The 16404-nt window shown below is 49.7% G+C and carries 18 protein-coding genes; 5 read left to right on the top strand and 13 right to left on the bottom strand.

What is annotated here, in order from left to right; all coding sequences use genetic code 11:
- Window positions 1-3 precede the first annotated feature (3 nt).
- A complete protein-coding gene (gene polA / locus NAI64_RS07610; protein ID WP_269299298.1) occupies window positions 4-2748 on the bottom strand; it encodes a DNA polymerase I in 2745 nt (914 codons plus the stop codon).
- On the opposite strand from polA, the gene NAI64_RS07605 reads away from it, so the two are divergent.
- The 5 genes from NAI64_RS07605 (at window position 2749) to argB (ending at window position 6689) form a co-directional block, all read left to right on the top strand.
- Entirely contained in the window at window positions 2749-3486 is a 738-nt protein-coding gene (locus NAI64_RS07605; RefSeq protein WP_269299296.1) for an LOG family protein, read from the top strand.
- 54 nt (window positions 3487-3540) lie between these two features.
- Window positions 3541-3954, top strand: coding sequence for a hypothetical protein (locus NAI64_RS07600; protein WP_269299295.1), 414 nt, complete (start codon window positions 3541-3543; stop codon window positions 3952-3954).
- A gap of 46 nt (window positions 3955-4000) precedes the next feature.
- Window positions 4001-4960 (top strand): homoserine kinase, encoded by a 960-nt coding sequence (locus NAI64_RS07595; RefSeq protein ID WP_269299293.1) that lies wholly within the window; start codon window positions 4001-4003, stop codon window positions 4958-4960.
- Window positions 4957-5718 (top strand): BPSS1780 family membrane protein, encoded by a 762-nt coding sequence (locus NAI64_RS07590; RefSeq protein ID WP_269299291.1) that lies wholly within the window; start codon window positions 4957-4959, stop codon window positions 5716-5718. Before NAI64_RS07595 ends, NAI64_RS07590 begins: the two co-directional genes overlap by 4 nt.
- Before the next feature lie 89 nt (window positions 5719-5807).
- On the top strand, window positions 5808-6689 hold the full coding sequence (gene argB, locus NAI64_RS07585) for an acetylglutamate kinase (RefSeq protein ID WP_269299289.1): 882 nt from the start codon (window positions 5808-5810) through the stop codon (window positions 6687-6689).
- Between the two features lie 65 nt (window positions 6690-6754).
- Here the strand turns inward: argB and NAI64_RS07580 are convergent, their stop codons facing one another.
- From NAI64_RS07580 to NAI64_RS07525, 12 genes are all read right to left on the bottom strand, one after another.
- Window positions 6755-7177 (bottom strand): F0F1 ATP synthase subunit epsilon, encoded by a 423-nt coding sequence (locus NAI64_RS07580; RefSeq protein WP_269299288.1) that lies wholly within the window; start codon window positions 7175-7177, stop codon window positions 6755-6757.
- A gap of 92 nt (window positions 7178-7269) precedes the next feature.
- Window positions 7270-8646, bottom strand: a complete 1377-nt coding sequence (atpD, locus tag NAI64_RS07575; RefSeq protein ID WP_269299286.1) for a F0F1 ATP synthase subunit beta — start codon at window positions 8644-8646, stop codon at window positions 7270-7272.
- Window positions 8647-8699: 53 nt separating this feature from the next.
- On the bottom strand, window positions 8700-9569 hold the full coding sequence (gene atpG / locus NAI64_RS07570) for a F0F1 ATP synthase subunit gamma (RefSeq protein WP_269299284.1): 870 nt from the start codon (window positions 9567-9569) through the stop codon (window positions 8700-8702).
- Between the two features lie 37 nt (window positions 9570-9606).
- Complete coding sequence (atpA, locus tag NAI64_RS07565; RefSeq protein WP_269299282.1) at window positions 9607-11157, bottom strand: F0F1 ATP synthase subunit alpha; 1551 nt, start codon at window positions 11155-11157, stop codon at window positions 9607-9609.
- Between the two features lie 49 nt (window positions 11158-11206).
- Window positions 11207-11740 (bottom strand): F0F1 ATP synthase subunit delta, encoded by a 534-nt coding sequence (locus tag NAI64_RS07560; protein WP_269299375.1) that lies wholly within the window; start codon window positions 11738-11740, stop codon window positions 11207-11209.
- Window positions 11740-12210 (bottom strand): F0F1 ATP synthase subunit B, encoded by a 471-nt coding sequence (locus NAI64_RS07555; protein WP_269299281.1) that lies wholly within the window; start codon window positions 12208-12210, stop codon window positions 11740-11742. The genes NAI64_RS07560 and NAI64_RS07555 overlap by 1 nt, the downstream gene beginning before the upstream one ends.
- Before the next feature lie 70 nt (window positions 12211-12280).
- A complete protein-coding gene (gene atpE, locus NAI64_RS07550) occupies window positions 12281-12526 on the bottom strand; it encodes a F0F1 ATP synthase subunit C (protein WP_269299279.1) in 246 nt (81 codons plus the stop codon).
- A 52-nt stretch (window positions 12527-12578) separates the two neighbouring features.
- Window positions 12579-13415 (bottom strand): F0F1 ATP synthase subunit A, encoded by an 837-nt coding sequence (gene atpB, locus NAI64_RS07545; protein WP_269299277.1) that lies wholly within the window; start codon window positions 13413-13415, stop codon window positions 12579-12581.
- Window positions 13416-13417: 2 nt separating this feature from the next.
- Window positions 13418-13762, bottom strand: coding sequence for an ATP synthase subunit I (locus NAI64_RS07540; RefSeq protein WP_269299275.1), 345 nt, complete (start codon window positions 13760-13762; stop codon window positions 13418-13420).
- A gap of 246 nt (window positions 13763-14008) precedes the next feature.
- Window positions 14009-14650: an MBL fold metallo-hydrolase gene (locus NAI64_RS07535; protein WP_269299273.1), complete on the bottom strand. Its 642-nt coding sequence runs from the start codon at window positions 14648-14650 to the stop codon at window positions 14009-14011.
- Window positions 14651-14801: 151 nt separating this feature from the next.
- Window positions 14802-15488, bottom strand: a complete 687-nt coding sequence (locus NAI64_RS07530; protein ID WP_269299271.1) for an SPOR domain-containing protein — start codon at window positions 15486-15488, stop codon at window positions 14802-14804.
- A gap of 4 nt (window positions 15489-15492) precedes the next feature.
- Window positions 15493-16272, bottom strand: a complete 780-nt coding sequence (locus NAI64_RS07525; RefSeq protein WP_269299269.1) for a type III pantothenate kinase — start codon at window positions 16270-16272, stop codon at window positions 15493-15495.
- Window positions 16273-16404 lie beyond the last annotated feature (132 nt).

Below are 16404 nucleotides of genomic sequence, written 5' to 3'. Positions count from 1 at the left end.
TTTTCAGTGCGCTTCTCCCCAGCTTTTCCCGGAGCCGACTTCCGCAATCAGCGGAACATCCAGTCTGGCGACATTCCCCATCAGTTTCGGCAAGTGGTATTTGACGGTATCCAGTTCTTTTTCGGGAACTTCCAGAACCAGTTCGTCATGAACCTGCATGATGAGTTTCGACTCGAGTTTTTCGTTTTCGAGCCAGTTCTGGACGGCTATCATGGATAATTTGATGATGTCGGCGGCGGTACCCTGCATCGGTGCGTTGATAGCCGCCCGTTCGGCAGCTTGCCGGCGTGGTCCGTTCGGTGAATTGATTTCGGGAAGCCACAATCTTCTGCCGAAAACCGTCTCGACATAACCCTGTTCCCTTGCCTGCCGGCGAATGGAATCCATGTATCTCGCAACACCTGGATAACGCTGGAAATACCGGTCGATATAATCTTTTGCGTCGTTGCGGCTGATACCGAGATTGGACGCGACACCAAAAGCGCTCATGCCATAAATCAGGCCGAAGTTGATGACTTTGGCATAACGTCTTTGTTCCGACGTGACTTCAAGTGGTGTGATATCGAAAATTTCGGAAGCCGTTGCACGATGTACATCCTGTCCGTCATGAAAGGCTTTCAAAAGGCTTGTATCTCCGGAAAGATGCGACATGATTCTCAATTCGATCTGGGAATAATCGGCTGATACGATACAGCTTCCGGCCGGTGCGACAAATGCTTCCCTGATTCGTCTGCCTTCTTCTGTTCTGGCAGGAATATTCTGGAGATTCGGATCGCTGGAAGCCAGACGACCCGTTACAGCGACAGCCTGTGCATAATTGGTGTGGACTCTTCCTGTATGCGGATCAATCATTCTGGGCAACTTGTCGGTATAGGTCGATTTCAGTTTCGACATACTCCGGTAATTCAGAATGATACCGGGCAATGGATAATCCAGAGCCAGTTTCTCAAGTATATCTTCACTGGTCGAAGGCGCACCTGACGGTGTTTTCCTGACGACGGGAAGATTCAGTTTTCCGAAAAGAATTTCTCCAAGCTGTTTGGGAGAATTGAGATTGAAAGGTTGTCCGGCTGCAAGATAGGCTTCTTTTTCCAGAGTATCCATTTTTTTCCTGAGCTCGGATGATTGTTCAAGAAGCCTGTTCGGGTCAATCAGGACACCGTTGCGTTCCATTTTTTGCAGTACGGTCAATACCGGTATTTCGATTTTTTCGTAAATGAAGCGCAAACCGTCATATTCTGCCAGTTGTGGCCACATGTGCTGGTGCAGTTGCAAGGTGACGTCGGCATCTTCCGCTGCGTATCGGGTAGCCAGTTCCAGCCCGACCTGATCGAAACCGATTTGGGATGCGCCTTTGCCGCAAACTTCTTCATATCCGAGCGGTTTGTAATCAAGCAACCGTTCGGACAAACTGTCCATATCATGCCGCCGGTTCGATTCAAGAACATAGGATTCCAGCAGGGTGTCATGTGCGATACCTTGCAGACGGATATGATGATTCCTGAAAATATGGGAATCGTATTTGAGGTTTTGTCCGACTTTCTTTTTGTCGGGATTTTCCAGCCAGCCTTTCAAGCGATCCAGCACCATATCGGCAGGCAATTGTTCGATGGCCTCGATACTTTGATGTGCCAGTGGAATATAGGCAGCCGTTCCCGGTTGTACACAAAGGGAAATACCGACCAGCCGGGCATTCATGGCGTCCAGCGAGGTCGTTTCTGTATCGATAGCGGTAAGTTCAGCGCGGTTTATCCGTTCCAGCCAGTCTTCAAGCTGTTCGACAGTCCGTACGGTTTCATAGTTTTGATTACTGATGAACTTGCCGGGATTTTCAGGTCGTTCGCCGGATGCTGTCGGCAGGTTTTCCTTTTTTTCTTTTTCCTGATGCGATGCATTCAGTTCACGGAGCCAGCTTTTGAAACCATATCGCTCATAAGCGTTTTTCAGGCCGGAAATGTCTTCCGGTTGTTTGGCCAGCGATTTTTCAATGGACTGGAATTGTCCCTGCAAGTCGCAATCCGTACGGATAGTGATCAGTTCACGCGCCCGGGGAAGCCAGTTCAGCGATTCACGCAAATTGTCACCGGCGCTTCCCTTGATGCTTCCGGCATGTTCGATAATGCCGTCAAGCGAACCGTACTGGATAAGCCATTTGGCCGCGGTCTTTGGACCGACCTTGCTGACACCCGGAATATTGTCGGCGGTATCGCCGATAAGAGACAGGTAATCGATGATTTTTTCGGGCGGTACACCGAATTTTTTTGTGACGCCTTCTGTATCCAGAATTTCATTGTTCATGGTATTGACCAGCGTGACACGGTCTTTTACCAGCTGGGACAAATCCTTGTCGCCTGTCGATACGACTATGTCGAAATCTTCTTGGGCGGCGATCGAAACCAGCGTTCCAATCACATCATCGGCTTCGATTCCCTCGACCGAGAGAATAGGCCAGCCTAGCATGCGAACCAGATCATGGATGGGTGCGGTTTGGCGTGCGAGATCGTCAGGCATGGCAGGACGATTCGCCTTGTATTCCTGATAGAGGTCATGACGGAAAGTTTTACCTTTGGCATCGAATATACAGGCAGCGTAGGCTGTGGGATAATCTTTTTCAAGACGGTGCAGCATATTCAGAAAACCGTATATGGCGCCGGTCGGTTCGCCTTCGGCATTGCGCAGATCCGGCAAGGCATGGTAGGCACGATAGAGATAGCTTGAGCCATCAACCAATAACAGAAGTTTGCTCATATGGAAGAGAACACAAAAAGCGTGCACAAACTGCACGAAATAACGGATGTCAATTATGCAACGATTCTCAAGGCCAGAGAATCATGGAGCATGTTTTCCATTATGTCAGAATTTATCGAGTCGACCGAACGCCTCTCGGATATAAATCCGGCAGTCACGATTTTCGGTTCGGCCAGAATTCATCCCGACAATCCGTATTACATCCAGTGCATGGAATTGTCCCGGCGTCTCTCGGATGCAGGTTTTGCCGTTATTTCCGGTGGCGGTCCCGGCATCATGGCGGCGGCCAACCGCGGCGCTTATGAAGGCAAATCGCTTTCCATTGGCCTGAATATTGAATTGCCACAGGAACAAAGACCCAATCGCTGGCAAAACATTTCCCTGAATTTCAGGCATTTCTTTGCGCGTAAGGTGGCGTTTGCCAAATATGCCGATGCCTTTGTCCTGTTTCCGGGCGGATTCGGTACACTCGATGAAATGAGCGAAGTGCTGACACTGATCCAGACAGGCAAATCACGGCGTATTCCGGTAATTCTTGTCGGCAGCAAATTCTGGAAAGGGTTTATCGACTGGATGCATGATTCATTGCTTGCTGAAGGAATGCTGGCACGTGAAGATATCGAACTGATGCAGATCATGGACGATACCGACAAGGTACTGGAAGCCATTTTCTCATTTTACGAAAAACGTGCGACAGGCCCATCGGAAGAAGAAAGACAGAAAATGCTTTACCTGTAACCGGTATCCGTTTGTTACAATAGATTGTCTGTTCAATTTATCGACGTTACCCTCATGCGATTATTTTCTCATTTCAGGAAAACCATGGCGCTGGCTACACTGGCGGTTGCATCCGTAGCTTCAGGGCAGGATTCGCAGTCTCCGCAGGTGCAGGAACTGGAGGTGATCGACGAGGTCGATCAGCCGGCGATCACCATTCGCAAGCCGGACATGACGGGTGAAATTACCGAAAAACGGAAAGGGGGTATTGTCGAGGAAATCAAGGTAAAAAGCGGTCCCAGTACCTATTATCTGTACCCGAACGGTCCGGGAGGCGTACCGGGGTCTTTCGAAAGTTCCGAAGTCCGGCCGGCATTGTGGAAAATACATGAATTCGATATCGGCGAAGCACCACAGGAAAAACAGCAGCAGGAAATGAACGAGCCATTGAATGCGCCGCCTTTGCCACCGCCCTCGATGAATAATTGACAAGGTGGCAAGAGATCTTCAGTTTAACGTTCAACATCTTATACTCATGGCAGTTTTTACACCGGTCAGTCTCGATGATCTGGTTCCCTGGATGGCTTCTTTTTCGCTGGGTACAGCCAAGGATATCAGGGGTATCAGTTCCGGCATCGAAAACAGTAATTTTTTCGTTACCACCGAAAAAGGGGAATTTGTTCTTACGCTTTTCGAGAAGCTGACGTTCGACGAATTGCCTTTTTATCTTAACCTGATGCAACATCTGGCCAAAAAAGGCATCAAGGTACCGGCACCTGTTCCGGACAACAACGGCAGGATTTTGCATACACTGTGCGGAAAACCGGCATGTCTGGTGTCCAAACTTGAAGGCGACTGGGTTCCTGCCCCCAAACCGGTTCATTGCGCACAAGTCGGCGACATGATGGCGAAGATGCATCTGGCCGGACGTGATTATCCGCTTGAACAGCCCAATCTCAGAGGTATCGCATGGTGGCGGAAAACCGTGCCGGAAGTACTTCCTTTCCTCTCGACGGAAGCGTCGTTTTTGCTTCAGAACGAAATGCGCTTCCAGGAAGAATTCGCTGCCTCGAATTTATACTGGAAACTGTTCAGGGGGCCTGTTCACGCCGATTTGTTCCGCAACAATGTCATGTTCGACGGTGATGAATTGTCCGGATTTTTCGATTTTTATTTCGCCGGTTGCGATACCTGGCTTTTCGATGTTGCCGTGGCGATCAATGATTGGTGTATCGATCTTGAAACCGGTGAATTCGATATGAACCGCGTCAGAGCCTTTCTGGATGCGTACCATGCGGTGCGTCCCTTCACTGTGGATGAATGTGCAGCATGGAAAGCGATACTCAGAAGTGCAGCCCTGCGTTTCTGGATTTCACGTCTGTATGATTTTCATATGCCCCGCGAAGCCCAGATACTGACACCACATGATCCACGCCATTTTGAACGCATCCTGCGTTTGCGAGTGGCGCTACCTGTTCCGGAACTGATTGTATGAATCAGGTGAATGCTCGTGCGGGATGGGACTGGGTTACCGGCGGCTGGAATCTTTTCCGCGCACGTCCTTTTTTTCTGACCAATCTGTTTTTCATTTATGTGTTCGGAATGATTCTTCTGGGAGTCATCCCGTTGTTGGGACAAATTCTGCCGGTTTTGCTCTCCCCTGTATTTACTTTCCTGTTCATGCACGCCTGTTTCAAGGCAGAGACCGGTGAACAGATCACTTTCAGAGACTTGCTTGCCGTTCTGAATCGGCAGATGTTGTTTCGATTGTCCATGGCCGGAAGCTGTTATTTGCTTTTCGCTTTCCTGGCGGTCGGACTCTCGTTTCTGATAGACGGCGGCAATATTTTCATACTGTTCGGCGAACAGACAAAAGAACTGCAATCCTCCGAGATGGTCTCGCTTTTTATCACATTGACCCTGATTCTGATCGCCTACATTCCGTTTTTGATGGCGATGTGGTTTGCCATTCCGCTGATCGGCTGGAAGGATATGAGTCTCGGAAAAGCGATGTTCTACAGTTTTTTCGCTTTTGCCAGGAATTTCCGTCCCTTTCTGGTGTATTTCGGTATCTGGATTGCTCTTGTCTTCGGTTTTCCATATTTGATCGCTGCCCTGTTTGGTATCGTTGCCGGACAAGGCATCGCCACGTTTGTGGTCTTTGTCTTTTCTTTTATCCTGTCAGTACTGATCTACTGTTCCTTTTACCCCACTTACCGTGATATTTTCGGTCGTCCGGACGCAAACACGTAAATTTTTCTGCGTTAAACGGTAGAATGCAACAAACGGATTTTTCCGATATCTTTTTCTGCCATCACGTTAATTTGTTGTGAGGATATCCCATGAGTGATCTTGAACCCAAAATAAAGGCGGAGATTCTTGCCGAGGCGTTACCGTATATCCAGAAATTCCATGGTAAAACCATTGTCATCAAATATGGCGGCAATGCCATGACTGAAGAAAGACTCAAACACGGATTCGCACGAGATGTTGTATTGCTCAAACTGGTCGGCATGAATCCAGTCGTCGTTCATGGTGGTGGTCCACAGATTGATAACGCCCTCAGAAAAGTCGGCAAAAGCGGAACATTCGTCCAGGGTATGCGTATCACCGATGAGGAAACCATGGAAGTCGTCGAATGGGTTCTTGGCGGCGAAGTGCAGCAGGATATCGTGATGCTGATCAATCAGTATGGCGGTCAGGCAGTCGGTCTCACAGGAAAGGACGGCGGGCTGATTCATGCCGAAAAAATGCGGATGCCCGACAAAGACAAACCCGGCGAATTCATCGACCTCGGATACGTTGGCAAGATCACATCCATCAATCCAGCCGTCGTCAAGACACTTCAGGACGATGCGTTCATTCCGGTCATATCACCGATCGGTTTCAGCGATGATGGAGAGGCCTACAATATCAATGCCGATGTTGTCGCAGGTGAAATAGCCCAGATCCTGAAAGCCGAAAAACTGATCATGATGACCAACACACCGGGTGTACTGGACAAGCAGAACCGGTTGTTGACGGATCTGACGGCACGAGAAATCGAATTGCTCTTTGAAGACGGAACGATTTCAGGCGGGATGTTGCCGAAGATCGGTTCGGCACTGGATGCAGCGAAATCCGGCGTGAATTCGGTGCATATCATTGATGGTCGCATTGAACATTCCCTGCTCCTTGAAATTCTGACCGAGCAGCCTTTCGGTACGCTGATCCGTTCACACTGAGCCGGATTCAGCCATAACAAAAAAGGCAGCTCACGCTGCCTTTTTTGCTGGAATGAAACGAAAACTCAATGCTTGCGCCGCAATTTCTTGATCATGGACAACTGGGCTACAGCCATGGCGATTTCAGCCTGTGCCTTGGCGTAGTCAATTTGTGATTCACGATTCAAGATGGCATCTTCAGCCAGTTTCTTCGCTTCGTTGGCCTTGGCTTCGTCAAGATCCTTCGCACGGATTGCCGTATCCGCCAGAACGGTAACAGCATGTGGTTGAACTTCAAGAACACCGCCTGCCACGAAGACATATTCCTCATCCTGCTTACCGCTGACCCTGATACGTACGGCACCCGGCTTGATACGGGTAATCAACGGGGCATGTCGTGGAAGGATACCCAGTTCACCCATTTCACCCGGCAACACGACGAATTCAGCTTCACCGGAGAAAATCAATTCTTCGGCGGAAACAACGTCAACATGTATGGTGTTTGCCATGTTAGAAACCTTTATGATCGTTCAGTTGCGTTTACGAACCTGCATTCCAGACGGAAGTAATATTCCCGCACCGGAATGCAAGTGACAACCGATTACATTCTTTCTGCTTTTGCGATTGCTTCCTCAATGGTACCAACCATATAGAAGGCCTGTTCCGGCAGATGATCCAGTTCACCGTTGGCAATCATCTTGAAGCCCTTGATGGTGTCTTTCAACGGAACATACTTGCCTGGGGAACCGGTAAACACTTCAGCAACCGTGAAAGGCTGCGACAGGAAACGCTGCATCTTGCGGGCACGTGCGACGACCAGTTTGTCTTCCGGAGCCAGTTCGTCCATACCCAGAATAGCGATAATATCGCGCAATTCCTTGTAGCGCTGCAAAATACCCTGTACCTTGCGGGCGGTTTCGTAGTGTTCTTCACCGACGACATGCGGGTCAAGCTGGCGAGAAGTCGAGTCCAGCGGATCGACAGCTGGATAAATACCCAGAGATGCAATGTCACGGGAAAGCACGACGGTGGAGTCCAGGTGAGCGAAGGTCGTTGCAGGAGACGGGTCAGTCAAGTCGTCGGCTGGAACGTAAACGGCCTGAATCGAGGTAATGGAACCCGTAATGGTCGAAGTAATACGTTCTTGCAGTTTACCCATTTCTTCCGCCAGCGTCGGCTGATAACCCACAGCGGACGGCATACGGCCAAGCAGTGCGGACACTTCCGTACCGGCCAGAGTGAAACGGTAAATGTTGTCGACGAAGAACAGCACGTCACGGCCCTGGTCACGGAAACTTTCCGCAATCGTCAGACCGGTCAATGCCACACGCAGACGGTTGCCCGGAGGTTCGTTCATCTGACCATAAACCATCGCAACCTTGTCCAGAACGTTGGATTCCTGCATTTCGTGGTAGAAGTCGTTACCTTCACGGGTACGTTCACCCACACCTGCAAAAACCGACAAACCGGAGTGCTGTTTTGCAATGTTGTTGATCAGTTCCATCATGTTCACGGTTTTGCCCACACCGGCACCACCGAACAGACCGACCTTACCACCCTTGGCGAACGGACAGATCAGATCGATCACCTTGATACCCGTTTCGAGAATTTCCTGGGAAGGGGAGAGCTCGCTGTAAGCCGGTGCCTTGCGGTGAATCGATGCCCGTTCTTCCGTTTGGATCGGACCCATTTCATCGATAGGTTCACCCAGAACGTTCATGATACGACCGAGAGTCGCTTCACCGATCGGTACCATGATGGGATTACCGGTGTTTTGAATTACCATGCCACGACGCAAACCATCGGACGAACCCAGCGCAATGGTACGGACTACACCGTCACCAAGCTGCTGCTGTACTTCCAGGGTCAGGTCGGAACCTTCCATTTTCAAAGCATCGTACACCTTGGGCATATCATCACGTGGAAATTCCACGTCAACCACGGCACCGATACACTGAACGATTTTGCCTTCCGCCATTTTTCGTTCCTCTAAATAAATTTATTCGTTTAATCAATACTATTGGCTGCCGGTTAAACCGCAGCTGCGCCTGCAACGATTTCCGACAGCTCGGTTGTAATGGCTGCCTGACGGGTCTTGTTGTATATCAGTCTCAAATCCGAGATGACATTACCCGCATTGTCACTAGCTGCCTTCATGGCCACCATGCGTGCAGACTGTTCTGAACCGATATTTTCCGCTACCGACTGATACAAAAGCGCTTCGATGTAACGTTGCAGCAATGTATCGATGACGGATGCGGCGTCCGGTTCATAGATATATTCCCAACTGTGGCTTTTCGTTTCTACTTTCAGAGTGTCCTTGGGCAATGGCAGCAACTGGTCAATGACCGGTTCCTGTCGCATCGTATTGATGAACTTGTTGTAACACAGATAGATCGCATCCAGATTTTCGGCATTGTATTCATCGAGCAATGCCTTGAAAGGTCCGATCAGCTGTTCCAGACGGGGAGCGTCCCCGAGCTGGACAACTGACGAGACAACTTTCGCGCCGATACGGTTCAAAAAACCCAATCCCTTGGTGCCGATCGCTACCGTAATAATGCTGTTGCCCTTGGCTTCCTCTTCCTTCATCTTGTTGGTGACAATTCTCAATACGTTGGTATTGAGACCGCCACACAGACCCTTGTCGGTCGTCACCACAACCAGCCCGATACGCTTGGATGATTCACGTTCGATGGTAAACGGGTGAACATAATCAGGATTTGCCTCTGCCAGGTGAGCGGCAATATTGCGGACAATCTCACTATAAGGACGGCTGGCACGCATCCTGTCCTGCGCCTTGCGCATTTTGGATGCAGCCACCATTTCCATGGCCTTGGTAATTTTTCTCGTATTTTCTACGCTGCTTATCTGGCTGCGTATTTCCTTGCCTGATGCCATGAGGCTTTACTCCTTGTCGCGTCAGTTATATCGTTAATCAGGCAGCTTCCTTTGCCCGGACCTGTTTGAAATCGGTGATCGCAGCTGCGAGCGTCGATTCGTCATCCTTGTCCAGTTTCTTGTTTTCGTCGATTCTTCTCAGAAGATCGGAATAGTTTTCCTTCATGTAAGCATGCAATTCTGCTTCGAACGGAAGAACGTCCTTCACTTCGATATCATCGAGGAAACCACTGTTGACAGCAAACAGGGAAACCGACATCAGCGAAATCGGCAGCGGAGAATACTGGTTCTGTTTCAGCAATTCGGTAACGCGAGCACCACGATCAAGCTGACGTCTGGTCGCTTCGTCCAGATCCGAGGCGAACTGTGCAAACGCAGCCAGTTCACGATACTGTGCCAAGTCGGTACGAATACCGCCGGAGAGGCTCTTGATCGCTTTGGTCTGGGCAGCACCACCCACACGGGAAACCGAAATACCAGCGTTAATGGCAGGACGGATACCGGCGTTGAACAGGTTTGTTTCCAAGAAGATCTGACCGTCAGTAATGGAAATGACGTTGGTCGGAACGAAAGCAGAAACGTCACCAGCCTGGGTTTCGATGATAGGCAGTGCGGTCAGGGAACCGGTACGGCCTTTTACTTCACCTTTCGTAAACTGTTCGACATAGTGTTCGTTGACACGTGCTGCACGTTCCAGCAAGCGGGAGTGCAGATAGAAAACGTCACCCGGGAATGCTTCACGTCCTGGCGGACGACGCAGCAGCAGGGAAACCTGACGATAGGCAACAGCCTGTTTGGACAGATCATCATAAACGATCAGCGCGTCCTGGCCGCGGTCGCGGAAATATTCTCCCATGGCGCAGCCGGCATAGGGAGCGATGTATTGCATTGCGGCGGATTCCGATGCCGTTGCTGCAACGACGATCGTATAATCCATGGCGCCGTTTTCTTCCAGAGCACGGACGGTGTTCTTGATGGAAGAAGCTTTCTGGCCGATAGCGACATAGATACAAACCATGTCCTGGCCCTTCTGGTTGATGATGGCGTCGATAGCTACGGCAGTTTTGCCGGTCTGGCGGTCGCCAATGATCAATTCACGTTGGCCGCGTCCGATCGGAACCATCGAGTCAATGGCTTTCAGGCCGGTCTGCATCGGCTGAGAAACGGACTGACGTGCAATAACGCCCGGAGCGATTTTTTCGATCGGGCTGGTCAGTTTGGTATTGACAGGACCCTTTCCGTCAATCGGCGAACCCAAGGCATCCACGACGCGACCGATCAGCTCGGGACCCGTCGGCACTTCCAGAATACGACCGGTACATTTGACCGTATCGCCTTCGGAAATATGTTCGTATTCACCCAGAATAACCGCACCTACCGAGTCACGTTCCAGGTTCAATGCCAGACCATAGGTATTTCCCGGAAACTCGAGCATTTCGCCTTGCATGACGTCGGAAAGGCCATGTATACGACAGATACCGTCAGAGACGGAAATAACGGTACCCTGATTGCGAATCTCGGCGGCATCGCCAAGATTCTCTATCCGATTTTTAATCAGATCACTGATTTCGGACGGGTTTAGTAACATGCTAACTCCTAATTTTGTTCTATCGGTTCGCACCGCTCAAGCAGCTGGATTACGAAACAAGGGTTTCCTGCATTTTGTGCAGCTTCCCACGTACTGACAAGTCAAGAACCTCATCGCCGACGGTGACACAGACACCGCCGATCAGGGAATTGTCTATTTCAATAGTAGGAATGAGCTTGCGTCCAAACCGCTTTTCCAATTTGCTGACAAGTTCATTCGTTTGAGCTTCCGTTAATGGAAAAGCGCTGACTATTTGCGCGATAGCCGAACCCTGACTTGCGTTTTTCAGTTCCTCGAACTGCCGGGCAATTTCAGGTAGCAAGGCAACACGATCGTTTTCAACCAGTACACGGATGAAATTTTTCACCGGTTCGTCGTTTTCACAGTGGAAAATCTGGAAAAGGACGCTGGCGATCTGGTCTTTTCTCAGCGTGGGATTGTTCGCAACCTCAAGAACCTGGGGATGCGAACCGATCTTTGCCAACGCTTCGATCAGTTGGGACCAGTGCAGAAGATCCTGTTTCTGTGCTATCTGAAACAGTGCCTCGGCATACGGGCGCGCTACAGTAGCTATTTCCATAATTAAAGTTCAGCAGAAAGTTTGTTTAACAGATCAGCATGGGCTTTAGCGTCAATTTCGCGTTTGAGAATCTGTTCAGCGCCCTTGACAGCCAGCGAGGCCACTTCTGCCCGAAGCTGTTCCCTGGCCTGCTTGATTTGCAATTCGGCCTGGGCTTTTGCCTGAGCGATGATTTCAGCTGCTTCGTTTTCGGCATCCAGTTTGATGTCGTCAGCGATTTGCTGTGCACGTGTTTCAGCTTCCTGAACACGTTTCTGACCTTCTTCTCTTGCTTTGGCCAGCTCGCTCTGAACATGCTTTTGTACGGCGATCATTTCCTGCTTGCTACGGTCGGCCGCAGTCAAACCTTCCTGGATTTTTTTCGCGCGCTCATCCAGAACCTTAACTAAAGGTGGCCATACTACTTTTGCCGTGAATATGGCAAGAACAATAAAGACCACGAATTGCGCGAATAATGTCGCATTTAAATTCACGGTATTTCCCTTTTAAAATAGTATTGCGCCATGTTCAAGTTTCGGATGTTTCCATCCGAACCCAGCTTGTTCAGTTACCTGCGAAAGGATTAACGAACGCAAACATGACGGAGATAGCAACGGCGATCAGATAAACCGCGTCAACCAGACCAGCCAGAATCAGAACGTTGGTACGCAGCGGGTTGGTCAGTTCAGGCTGACGTGCGGATGCATCAAGGTATTTACCTGCCATAAAAGAGATACCGAAAGCTGCGGCAAACGCTACGATAGCGATCATGAAACCACAGGTAAAGACCATCATGCCAATATTACTCATAATATTTCCTTCCAGATTGAAAAATAAAGGTTAAAACAAAGGGTTGAAAAAATCAGTGTCCTTCATGAGCGAGACCGAGGTAAACCAGGGTCAGCATCATGAAAATGAATGCCTGCAGGAAAACGATCAGGATATGGAAAATCGCCCAGATCGCGCCAGCAACGACGTGTCCCAGGAAGAGGAACGAACCGCCAATCGACAGGGATGCATAGGCACCCAGCATCGCAATCATCAAAAACAGCAGTTCGCCTGCATACATGTTCCCCCACAACCGCATGGCCAGGGAAACCATTTTCGAAATGTATTCAATGCAGTTCAGAATGAAATTTGCCGGTGCCAGCGCAAGACCGAAAGGCGCACCGAACAGTTCGTGCAGGAAGCCTTTCAGGCCTTTGACCTTGATACCGAAATAGATCATCAGCACGACGACGCCCAGCGAAATACCGACGGTACCATTCAGATCGGATGTCGGCACGACACGATGGTACGTAATGTATTTGCTCAATCCGGTCCACGTGAAAAGCTGTCCGAACAGGTCAACAGGCAGAAAGTCCATGCAGTTCATCAACGAGATCCAGACGAACATGGTCAGCGCCAGTGGTGCGATAAAACGACGATCGCCATGGATCTGTGCCTTGGACTGTGTATCGGCCATTTCCACCAGCACCTCGATCATGGACTGAACGCGGTTCGGTGTATCCGACGTTGCTTTCTTGGCGACGATATACATGAAAATGCAGGCGAAGGCACCACAAAAAACGGACCAGAAAACCGTGTCAAGGTTGATGATGGAAAAATCTATGATTTTTTCCTGATGGCTTGTTCCGAAGTTTTGAAGGTGGTGGGTTACGTATTCTGCCAATGTTGGCGTATGAGCATCTGCAGACATGATCAACTCTTCAATTTTAACAATAACAAAATATAACTCTTAAGAATCAGGATGTAGCTCACAATAAACGCTATCCATTTGATCTCGCGATAAAACCAGAAAACAAGTATTACCAGCAAAATCGAGATCAAAATCTTCAAGAATTCCATTACAAAAAAGGTGGCGGGTATGATCTTGTGAAATATTTTTTGCGCGAAAAACAAACCGGCAAAAAAACACACATTCGGAATCACACAACACAAACCGGCCAAAATTGCCGCAATTCCGGAAGGAACTCCTCCTATCAATACCGCAATCAGCGCAATGACTATTGCAAAAGCCGACTGCCACAAAAGAACGCGCCCCATTTTTGATCTCAATTTGCCGCTGTCATCAAATCAGGAGCTGCAACCGGAACAAATTCCCCATGACTGGGAGAATCTGCCGCCGGATTGCCACCAAACCCCCGAATTATACTTGTGTTACAAATTTGCGGTCAATGAAATTTTGCCTACAAAATATGCAATTTTTTTCTTATTTGGCGGTTGTTTAAAAAACTTTTTTTTCTTTGAAAAGAACCGTTTCCAAACAATATCTGATGTGAATTATCGGAATTAATTTTTATCCCGGACAAACGCGTTGCTGCGCCGTTCCTGACCGATTGACGAGACCGGTCCATGGCCGGGAATGAACTGTACGTCATCGCCCAGCTTGTACATGTTTTCCCGGATGGATTTTTCCAGTGCCTTGAAGCTGCCTTTTGGCAGATCGGTACGTCCGATCGAGCCTGCGAAAAGCACGTCGCCGGAGATGGCGACTTTTGTCGGAGCATGGAAGAAAATGACATGACCCGGTGAATGGCCCGGGCAGTGAAAGACTTTCAGGGTTTCGTTGCCGACAGTGACTTCATCACCCTGTTCCAGCCAGCGGTCAGGTGTGAACGGTTGTCCCGGAGGCAGTCCCCACATGCGGGTCTGTTCCGAGCCGAGTTGTTCAAGCAGCCAGTCGTCGGCCTTGTTCGGCCCTTCGATGGGTACGTTGTAGAGGTCAGCCAGTTTTCTGGCGCCACCGCAATGATCCAGATGACCATGCGTTACCAGAACCTTTTCCAGCGTCAGGCCATGCTGTTTGATGGCATCGCTGATCCGTTCGATATCACCGCCCGGATCGACGACGGCGGCCTTGTTTGTGTTTTCATCCCACATCAGGGTGCAATTTTGCTGGAAAGGAGTAACAGGAATGATTTGAAACTTCATGGTTGCTCGCATTTAAAAAGTGGATAGGAGAAAAGCGCAGGCTGAACCGTTCAATTGCCCGTTTCTGTTTCGGTTTTTACTGAATGTAAAAAAACAGGAGCATTATAGCCAACTTTCGCGGTTTAAGACGTTCGCAATGAAAATACTCTGGTTATTGCGATGTTTCTCCCGGCATGGGACAGTCTTTACGGGTGATTTTCGGAAATTCGGTCAACAATGCGTCGATCTGCTCGATCTGGCGCCGGTTTGGATGGTTTATGCTGAGCGTAACGGTTTCCGTCTGCTTGCCTCGTCCCGCAATGGCAAGGTCGTGAATGCCTTGCGCTTTCAGTTCGGCCAGAAGTTTGTTGGCCGCCGTTTCCGTTTTGAAAATGCCCAGAGAAATGGCATTCCGGAACTTGCCGTCCTGGATGAGAAAATAATTGGTGATGTTTTTCGCTTTCAGTGCGGCAATGTGAGCTTCCGCCGTTTTCATGTTTTTCGATGGCGGTATGTATACCATGTAGTTCGATGCCGTGCTGGCAGTCGTTCGTGTGAAGGTCCCTGCGGGAAATGCCAGTTTCTTTTCAAACAGGTCGGCTTTTTCCGGATCGAAACCTTCAAAGGCAATGCATGTCGTTGCCGGTTTTTCAGCTGCAATCTGTTCGGATTCCGATACCGATGTTGATGCCTGTGTCGCTGCGGTTGCGGATGGCGGCGCTACACGGATTCGTTCAGGCATGATGGATGCGGTTTCTGTGGATGCGGTTCGGGTTCGGGAGGTACCGGAATAATCCAGTGCCGTTGCAAATGCCACGATATTGGCCGCCAGCAGGATCCAGAAGGCAAATTTCAGCATAACTTCAGTAAGTTTGTCGTGTCGAGGATGTGTGCAAACCGATCAGGACAAGATTATCTATTATTCTGCAAGGGATAGAAAGATTCGGTGCAATATACGGTGCGGCGCCACCGGACAAAAGGCAGTGCACATCGGAAAACCGTTTCCGATGTGTCGTAACGGCACGCTCGATGGCACCTGCCTGGGCATTGATGCAACCGCTCAGGATGGCGCCGCTGGTGTTGTCGGCGAAAAGCGGCAGATGACGGATCATCTGGTCTATCTCAGGCAATAATGCGGTATTGTGAGCCAGCGAGTCGGACATCAGTTTCAGTCCCGGCAATATCATGCCGCCGAGAAAGGTACCGTCCGGCGACAGCGTGTCGATCGTGGTGGCGGTTCCGGCCGTTACGACGACCAGCGCTTTTCCCGGCATGAGCGAGCGTGCACCGATCATTGAGGCGAAACGGTCACAGCCCAGTTTGCGATAATCCTGATAGGTATTGGTGATTCCGCCCAGCGATGGCGCGGAACGGAACCATTTGACCGATATTGGTTGCGGATCCAGTGTTTCCAGCAGTCCGGACAGCGCATCGCCGAGTTGCTTTCCGGCAACATTGGAAATCAGCACATGGCTGATCGGCGTTTCTTCATGAAGTTTGTGCCAGGCCTTTTTGAGGACATCCATTTCATGATGCCTTACCGCCCCGAAATTTTTCCAATGGACAGATTCCAGATGGAAGGTCTGGCCTGGCGCTGGTCTGGCCCATTTGATAAAAGTGTTTCCTGCGTCGACAAGCAACATGATGATTCTGTTTTTTACGGGATTGGGAACGGATTGTAGCGGTTATTTTACCGTGCAGGCAAAGTCTCGATACCTTCCGGATATACAGGCATGACTTTCATATCCGGCAAGATCGGATCAAATGGCAGAATT

Source organism: Oxalobacter paeniformigenes, assembly GCF_027158465.1.
GTDB classification, from domain to species: domain Bacteria; phylum Pseudomonadota; class Gammaproteobacteria; order Burkholderiales; family Burkholderiaceae_D; genus Oxalobacter; species Oxalobacter paeniformigenes.
This window is presented reverse-complemented; position numbering and strand designations above follow the sequence as displayed.